Genomic DNA, 6,747 nt, shown 5'->3' on the forward strand with positions numbered 1-6,747 from the left:
AGTGGTTGATGCGTTAACCGGACCGTACGCGGCACTTGGTTAACGCGTCAACCACTTCGGGTCGCGTCGGGTCTTCGTCACATCCATGCCAGACTTGGTTGACGCGTTAACCTTCGGTGGTAGTTTGGATGACACATCAACCAAATCGTTCCCGGAACTCCAGGAGAAACCCGTGACCGAACAGAAGATCATCGCGGTGGTCGGCGCGACCGGCGCCCAGGGCGGCGGCCTCGTGCGTGCGATCCTCGCCGACCCGGACGGCGGGTTCGTCGCGCGCGCCCTGACCCGCGACGCCGCCTCGGACAAGGCCCGAGAGCTCGCCGCACTGGGCGTCGAGGTGGTCGAGGCCGACATCAGCGACGAAGCCGGCCTCGTCAAGGCATTCGAAGGCGCGTACGGCGCATACCTGGTGACCAACTTCTGGGAGCACGCGTCCCCGCAGAAGGAGAAGTCGGACGCGGCCACCATGGCCGGCGCGGCGAAGAGCGCGGGTCTCAGCCACGTGATCTGGTCCACGCTGGAGGACACCCGCGAGCACATCCCGCTCAGCGACGAGCGCATGCCGACGCTGCTCGACAGCTACAAGGTGCCGCACTTCGACGCGAAGGCGGAGGCCAACCAGTTCTTCACCGACGCCGGAGTGCCGGCCACCTTCCTGCAGACCACGTTCTACTGGGAGAACTTCACCAACTTCATGAGGGTCCAGCGGGACCAGGACGGGCGGCTGTTCCTGCCCCTGGCGATGGGCGAGAGCCCGTTGGCCGGCATCGCGGTCGAGGACATCGGCCGCACCGCCTACGGGATCTTCAAGCGCGGCCAGGAGTTCATCGGCCGGACCGTGAGCATCGCCGGCGAGCACCTGACCGGCGCACAGATGGTGGCCGTCCTCGGCAAGGCCCTCGGCGAGGACGTCACTTACGTGCCCGTCCCCTTCGACGCCCTGCGCGCCCAGCCGTGGCCCGGCGCCGTCGAGAACGGCAACATGTTCCAGTACTACGCCGAGGTGCCGCAGTTCGTCGCCGCACGCGACCTCGACCTCGTGCGCAGCCTCAACCCCGAGCTGCAAACCTTCGAACAGTGGGTCGACGCGCACAAGGACGCCCTCGCCGGCGCCTGACGGGCCACCTGCGAACCGCAGCCGGTCAGCCGAGGCACCCGGATTCCTCGCAGGACGGGGATGAACTGCGGGCTGTCGCCGCGCTGCCCGGCTGTCAGCAGGATCGACTGCGGCTTCCGCCCCGCGCGATCGAGTCCGCCCAGCGGCATCGGCCAGGGCCTGCAGCAGGACCAGGATCCGCGCTGCGCTGCCGGCGCCGGAACAGCCCGGTGAGACAGTCTCTCAGGCCCTGGAGTCCGGCACCCCGGCGTAGTCGGGCAGTTCGATGCCGTTGAGCGCACGTTCGATCAGCGGCATGAGCGCCTCCACGTCGGGCTCGGCGGCCGGTCCCGTGGCGCTGCGGAACTCGACGTGGAGCCGGCCCATCTCCTGGTTGGCCTCGACGAACGAGCGCATCCGCTCCTCGTAGCCCGCGAAGCCGGCCACGGGGTCCCACTTGGCGGCGGCGAGTTCGCCCGCGAGCAGGTAGGCGCCGACCAGGGCCAGCCCGGTGCCCTGCCCGGACATCGGCGACGCGCAGAACGCCGCGTCGCCGATCAGGCCCACCCGTCCGTCCGACCAGCGGTCCATCACCACCTGGGCGACCTGGTCGAGGTAGAAGTCCGGCGCGTCGTCCAGGTGCGCGAGGATGCGTGGCGTCAGCCAGCCCAGGTCGGCCACCTGCTCGCGCAGCAGGCGCTTCTGGCCCTCGATGTCGCGGTGGTCGACGTCGAACTCGGCCGCGGGGAAGGAGAAGAAGGCCATGCCCCTGGTGGCGTCCTGGATGGGGCGCAGGGCGGCGGAACGTCCCGACCCCTGCTCCTGGTACTCGATGAACCAGCGGTCCAGCCCGAACTCGTTGGGCACGCTGTAGAAGGCCAGCACGAGCCCGAGGTGGCGGACGAACCGCTCGCGCGGCCCGAAGACCATCGCGCGCAGCGCCGAGTGCAGCCCGTCGGCTCCGATCACCAGGTCGAAGCGCCGCTTGGCGCCGCTCGCGAAGGTCACGTCGACCCCGTCCGCGTCCTGGGTGAGCTCGGCGATCCGGTCGTCGAAGACGTACTCGACGCCGGCGCGGGTGTCGTCGTAGAGCACCTGGGCCAGGTCTCCGCGCAGGATCTCGATGTCCGCGATGAACCCGTCGCCACCGTCGTCCTCGGCGCTGAACGTCTGCAGCACGTTGCCATCGGCGTCGACGGTGTGCGCGCCGGCGGTGTCGGTGCACGCGGCGCGCACCGCCTCGTCCAGCCCCATCCGCCGGATGACCTCCTTGGTCACTCCGCGCGCGTCCACCGCCTGGCCGCCGGGGCGCAGGCCGGGAGCCCGCTCGACGACGGTCACCTCGGCTCCCCGCCGGTGCAACCAGTGGGCCAGCGCGGGCCCCGCGATGCTCGCCCCTGCCACCAGCACCCTGCTACCGCTCACCGCGGCCCCCAATCCCCAGTCCGCTCGACGGTCCGGAGTGTACGGTGACCCACGTCTCTCCGTGCCGACTCGGGACCTCAGACGGCGGCGGACCTCAAACGGCGTAAGGAGCCCCGACGATCCACCCGCCGACGCGGTTGGGCAGCTCGTCGGTCGGCACCACCTCGACGGCATCGCCGACCTTCACCACACCCGGCCGGACCACCCAGCTGTCCAGGCACAGCACCCCGCCGAACTCGCGCCGGATCCGCCGGTGCACGTCCAGGTCCTGCTCGCCGGTGTCCGGGTCGATCGTCGTGACCACGCACCGGGCGCGCTTCTGGTACATGCCGATCACGACGTCGCCGATCACCAGCGCGTGCCCCGGCCAGCCGTCCTCCTCGCCCGGTTCGACACCGCCGACGAGGATGTTGGGCCGCAACCGCCGCACGTCGACCCCGGCCGCCTCGATCTGGCCGTCCGTGGCCACGAGGACGTTGAGCACGTCGAACCGCTCCGGCCCGGTGTAGCGGGTGAGCCTGCCGCCGTGGGGGAGCACCAGCGCGTGGGCTTCCCAGCTGTCCCACGGGTGTCCGTCGACCAGCGGGCCGTTCTCGCCGGTCGTCGCCGGGATGGTGAGCAGGCCGTAGCGGGTGCGTCCGGTCAGGACTCCGCGCGGTCCCCGCACGTGCACGACGCGGTCGCCCGCCACGCCGTCGGGGGTGAACTCGGCTTCCCGGAGCGGTTCGCCGCCGAGCGACTTCACCGGATAGCGCCACAGCGCCTCGACATGCATCGCGTTACTCCGTCGGGAGGTCATTGGTCGAATTCGGGTCGATGCGGCGATCCTCGACCGCGATCCGCACGTCGTTGATGCTCGCCTCGCGCCGGCTCATGAGGCCGGACGGCGCGAACTCCCAGTTCTCGTTGCCGTAGCTGCGCCACCACTGGCCCTCGTCGTCGTGCCACTCGTACTGGAAGCGCACGGCGATGCGGTTGTCGCCGTAGGCCCACAGCGACTTGCGCAGCACGTACTCGTGCTCCCGCTCCCACTTCTTCGTCAGGAACGCGACGATCTCGCCGGTGCCGCGGATGAACTCGGACCTGTTGCGCCACACCGAATCCGGCGTGTAGGCGCGGGCGACCCGTTCCGGATCGCGGGTGTTCCAGGCGTCCTGGGCCGCCTGCACCTTGAGCCGGGCGGTGTCGGCGTCGAACGGGGGGACGAGGTTCACGAGGAGTCCTTCCAACGGTTGGGCGACGCTGTAAACGTTAGAACGCGAGCCTAACGGATGCAAGCCTGTGTTACCGTTAGACGTGCTGACCCCCGACGAACCCCGTCCGGTCCTGCTGATGAACACGATCTGGGCCAACCGGTCGCAGGTGAACGACGACCTGACCACGGTCCGCGGGCTTCGCGACTTCCTGGGCGTGCCCGCGGACCAGGCCGACCTCGCGGCGTTTCGCGCGCTGCGGCAGGCGCTCCGCGATCTCGCCGGCGTGCTCACCGAGGACACGCGTGCGGTCGCGCGGAATCGTGACCTGGAGCGCGCGGTGGCCGAGGTGAACCGTGCGGCGAAGAGTGCGCGGCAGTGGCCGCAGCTCGCGGTGCGTGACGGGGAACTGTTGCGGGACAACGAAAGTGAGGGGCCGCCCGCCCAGCAAGCGCTTGCCGCGATCGCCGCCGAGGCCGTAGAGCTCTTCACCGGCGAGAACCGGGTGCTGTTGCGCGCCTGTTATGCGCCGGGCTGCGTGCTCTACTTCGTGAAGGACCACCCGCGCCGCGAGTGGTGTTCGCCGGCCTGTGGCAACAGGGTCCGCGCGGCACGACACTACCGGCGCAATCGGGGTGAATCGCCTGGTCCGAACGGGTTTTCCTGATCGCCGGGGCTACACATGAGCCGCCGCAGTTCCGATAACCGGAGAACAGTAGGGCGCGCTCTTTGTGTGGTGGTGATCCGCGATGTCCCGAGAATCCGTGCCAGGCCACGACATCAGCTATCACCTCGTCTGCTTCGACGAGACAGGCAACGAGCGGGGGCGCGACAGCGCGGACGTCCTGTACGACGCCCGCCGCGGTGTCACCGACGTGTTCTTCTTCATCCACGGGTGGAACGGCGATGTGCCCGCCGCCCGGCAGCAGTACGGGCAGTGGGTGAGGACCATGGCCGACTGCCGCGCCGAACGTGAGGCGGCGCACCGGCTTCCCGGCGGCTTCAAGGCCCTGCTCGTCGGCCTGCACTGGCCGTCGAAGGCGTGGGGCGACGAGGACGTCCGGTCCGACGAGTTCATCAAGGCGCAGGCTCAGCGCCTCGGGGGAGGTGCCGGCCGCACCGCCGCGGTGCGCACGATCGTCGAAGCCGCGCGGCAGCACCCGTGCCGGATGTCGGCCGCGGTCAAGCAGGCCTACGACTACCTGGAGAGCTCTGTCCCGGACCTGCCGGGTGAGGACGGGATGGCGTTCGACGCCGAGCAGCTCTACCGGGCGTGCCTGGAGGACCCGGCGCTGGGCGGGATCCTGTCGCCGTTGCGGATCCTGACGTTCTGGAAGATGAAGCGCCGCGCGAAGGTCTTCGGGGAGAGCGGTGCGGCGCGGATCGCCCGCGACGTCGCCCAGGCCGCCCCTCAGGCACGCATCCACCTGATGGGCCACAGCTTCGGCTGCATCACCGCGACCGCGATGGCGAACGCCGTGCAGCCCGCGACGCTGACGCTCGTGCAGGGCGCGATGTCGCTGTGGTCGTTCGCGGAACGGCTGCCCGGCGAGCCCGGCTCCGGCTACTTCCGCGGCGTGCTCGGCCGCGTGCCCGGTCCGATCATCGTCACGACCTCCTCGCACGACTACGCCATCGGCCGCTTCTACCCGCTGGCCGCGCGCTCGGGCCGTCAGATCGACCTCGACGAGTACCCGAAGTACGGCGGCATCGGCTCGCACGGCGTGCAGGGCACCTACGCCCACGGCCACAACATCGGATCTCCCGGCGAACTGACCAGGGGGCAGGTGCACAACGTCGACTGCACGTCGGTGATCCGCCGTATCGACGGAATCGCCGGAGCCCACAACGACATCTGTCACCCGGAACTCGCTCGGCTGCTCTGGAGGGCGGTGTTGTCGCGCTAGGGGTTGTCCGTTTTCAGAAACACGCGATTCCGTTGACTCCTCCGATGACTCGGTTCTACGGTGAGTGCACCGTCGCTGCCGAAAACCTCGGAGCCGAGGACGGTAACAGATGTTTCGTCGTCCATTGTGGATAGTCGCTGCCTTCGTGCTGGCGCTCGTCGCGGGAACGACCCCGGCGCGGGCCGCGGATCCCGTGCTGGTGCCCATCTTCGACGGCAAGACCCTCGACGGCTGGACCATGCACGCCAAGGACGCGTTCGTCGTCAAGAACGGCGCGATCCACAGCCAGAAAGACGCCTCGCGCGGCTGGATCTACTACAACAAGCAGCAGTACAAGAGCTTCCGCTGGATCTTCAAGCTGCGCCAGGTGTCCGGCAACCACAAGCCGACCGTGCTGATCTGGGGCAAGATCCAGACCCCGCCGCTGAACGGCCTCGGCGCGATCCAGTTCCAGCCGCCCAACGGTGGCGCGTGGGACTACCGGCCAGGCCACAACAACGGCGGCAAGGGCCTCTTCACGAAGTACCCGCACCCGAACTGGGACGTGAAGAAGTGGGCGCAGTGCGAGATCCTTGCCAACGGTGACACCGGAATCGCGCGCATGGCGTGCTGTCCGCTGCCCGACGGTGCGACCAAGTGCAAGGCGCAGGAAGTCCTGAAGTTCGAGGACAAGAAGGAACCCGCGGGCCGCGAGGCGCCGGTGGCGATCCAGATCCACAACAAGGGCATCGAGGACGAGTACAAGGACCTGGTCGTCGAGTCCCCGGTCGCGGACCCCACGAAGTTCATCACGACCTAGGGCCTGTATCGAGGTCCCGTTCGATGAGAGTCGCGCCTGAGGTGGTTTCTGATGGTGCGGCCGGACGGCCCGCATGCCGGTGTCGTATGTGGGCCGTCCGGCCGTGCCGCCAGGGGTCGCCTCAGGCCCGGCTATCGCGAACATGGACCTCGATACAGGCCCTAGCCTCGGAATTTCGCGTGATTTGAGGTGACACGCCCCTGAACGCGCGGAAGTGCCTGTCCTGTAAGGAAAACTGGTGTTTGCGAAGACATCAGATACACCGAACAGGAAGGCACTCCGCAGGTGAAGCGTAGCGCAGGTCCGTGTCTGGTTCTTGATCCGGCT

The 6,747-nt window shown here is 68.9% G+C and carries 7 protein-coding genes; 4 read left to right on the plus strand and 3 right to left on the minus strand.

The window, feature by feature from the left end:
- The first annotated feature begins 172 nt into the window (after positions 1–172).
- A complete protein-coding gene (locus tag JOD27_RS36785) occupies positions 173–1,117 on the plus strand; it encodes an NmrA/HSCARG family protein (protein ID WP_204766947.1) in 945 nt (314 codons plus the stop codon).
- A 222-nt stretch (positions 1,118–1,339) separates the two neighbouring features.
- Here the strand turns inward: JOD27_RS36785 and JOD27_RS36790 are convergent, their stop codons facing one another.
- The 3 genes from JOD27_RS36790 to JOD27_RS36800 form a co-directional block, all read right to left on the minus strand.
- Complete coding sequence (locus tag JOD27_RS36790) at positions 1,340–2,521, minus strand: FAD-dependent monooxygenase (RefSeq protein ID WP_204766948.1); 1,182 nt, start codon at positions 2,519–2,521, stop codon at positions 1,340–1,342.
- Positions 2,522–2,615: 94 nt separating this feature from the next.
- On the minus strand, positions 2,616–3,296 hold the full coding sequence (locus JOD27_RS36795; RefSeq protein WP_204766949.1) for an MOSC domain-containing protein: 681 nt from the start codon (positions 3,294–3,296) through the stop codon (positions 2,616–2,618).
- Between the two features lie 4 nt (positions 3,297–3,300).
- Complete coding sequence (locus JOD27_RS36800) at positions 3,301–3,735, minus strand: nuclear transport factor 2 family protein (RefSeq protein ID WP_307830546.1); 435 nt, start codon at positions 3,733–3,735, stop codon at positions 3,301–3,303.
- An 82-nt stretch (positions 3,736–3,817) separates the two neighbouring features.
- Here JOD27_RS36800 and JOD27_RS36805 point away from each other — a divergent pair, with 82 nt between their 5' ends.
- From JOD27_RS36805 to JOD27_RS36815, 3 genes are all read left to right on the plus strand, one after another.
- A complete protein-coding gene (locus JOD27_RS36805) occupies positions 3,818–4,381 on the plus strand; it encodes a CGNR zinc finger domain-containing protein (protein ID WP_307830547.1) in 564 nt (187 codons plus the stop codon).
- A gap of 82 nt (positions 4,382–4,463) precedes the next feature.
- Positions 4,464–5,621 (plus strand): hypothetical protein, encoded by a 1,158-nt coding sequence (locus tag JOD27_RS36810; protein WP_204766951.1) that lies wholly within the window; start codon positions 4,464–4,466, stop codon positions 5,619–5,621.
- Between the two features lie 124 nt (positions 5,622–5,745).
- On the plus strand, positions 5,746–6,420 hold the full coding sequence (locus JOD27_RS36815; protein ID WP_239570596.1) for a 3-keto-alpha-glucoside-1,2-lyase-like domain-containing protein: 675 nt from the start codon (positions 5,746–5,748) through the stop codon (positions 6,418–6,420).
- Positions 6,421–6,747: the final 327 nt, after the last annotated feature.

Source organism: Lentzea nigeriaca (genome assembly GCF_016907955.1).
GTDB classification, from domain to species: Bacteria; Actinomycetota; Actinomycetes; order Mycobacteriales; family Pseudonocardiaceae; genus Lentzea; species Lentzea nigeriaca.